The organism is Alteromonas sp. AO-Serp, from assembly GCF_017849675.1.
GTDB classification, from domain to species: Bacteria; Pseudomonadota; Gammaproteobacteria; order Enterobacterales; family Alteromonadaceae; genus Alteromonas; species Alteromonas macleodii.
Genome location: NZ_JAFLMX010000339.1, coordinates 1 through 1,169, shown reverse-complemented (window position 1 = coordinate 1,169; position 1,169 = coordinate 1). Strand labels below are relative to the sequence as shown.

Here is a 1,169-nt window from a genome sequence, read left to right as displayed (position 1 = left end):
GTGCAGTGCCGCCCTTTCAATAGCAGGCATATTCAAACGCCAATTGAATTTGAAGGGGGCGGTAGCTTTTATCATCTCTCAATCTGGTCGCAGCACAGACATACTAAAGCAAACCGAGTCGGCCAAAAACGGCGGGGCGTTTACGGTTGCCTTCGTGAATGATGAAACATCGCCATTAGCCGAGCTGGCTGATGCCGTTATTCCTTTATCTGCCGGGGAAGAAAAGGCGGTTGCGGCTACTAAAAGCTTTTTAGCAACGCTGTCGGCGCTTCTTCATTTGTGTGCTTGTTGGAGCGAAAATACCTCGCTATTTAATGCGCTAAAAGCCGTGCCTTCGCAGCTAGAAGCGGTAATCAATGCGCCGTCTCAGCTAACAAAAGCCCATTTAGAAAATACGCGAAACACCATTGTTTTAGGGCGTGGCTTTGGCTATGCGGTTGGGCGAGAAGTAGCGCTTAAATTAAAAGAAGTATTGGGTATACACGCCGAAGCGTTTAGCAGTGCAGAGTTCATCCATGGCCCAGTGACGTTAGTTGAGAAAAAGCTGAAGCTTATTTCGTTAAATATAGAAGATGAGAGCGCACCTTTTCATCAAAACATGGTGCAAGATGTTAGATCCCGTGGCGGTGAGTGTATAGATCTGCAAGGCGGAGTAACGTCTTCACACCCAAGGCTGGACGCACTTTTACTAATGCAACGCTTCTATCTGGATATAGAGAAAATTGCCGTTGAATTAGGTTTGAACCCAGATACGCCACCCGGATTAAACAAGGTAACGAAAACCCAATGAAGACCATTATTCTGGCTGAAAAGGTACTGATGAACGGTGCCTGGCAGCATAATCAGGTGCTGAGTATTGAAAAGGGTGTGATAGCTGACATTGCACCTCTTTCTTACTTTAAGAAAGACGCAACGGCGACAATCAACGAGCGCATACGCGGTGCAGTTATTCCCGGCTACATCGACACGCAGGTAAATGGTGGTGGGGGCGCGATGTTTAATCATGCTCCCACGCTTGAAAGCATAAACGTGATGGCCGAGGCACATCTGAAATACGGCACCACCACATTGTTTCCAACGCTTATTACCGACGATATTGACACCATTGAACAAGCGGCAGATGCAGTAAGCGAGGCCATTGCACAGGCGCATCCCAGCGTTGAGGGGGT

The 1,169-nt window shown here is 48.0% G+C and carries 1 protein-coding gene and 1 pseudogene; both read left to right on the top strand.

The window, feature by feature from the left end; translation table 11 throughout:
- Nucleotides 1-790: SIS domain-containing protein (locus QVA83_RS21240; RefSeq protein ID WP_287498938.1), on the top strand; the 790-nt coding region annotated here is incomplete at its 5' end.
- A pseudogene (locus QVA83_RS21235) lies at nt 787-1,169 on the top strand (N-acetylglucosamine-6-phosphate deacetylase); the annotation flags it as partial. The gene QVA83_RS21240 and the pseudogene QVA83_RS21235, both read left to right, overlap by 4 nt.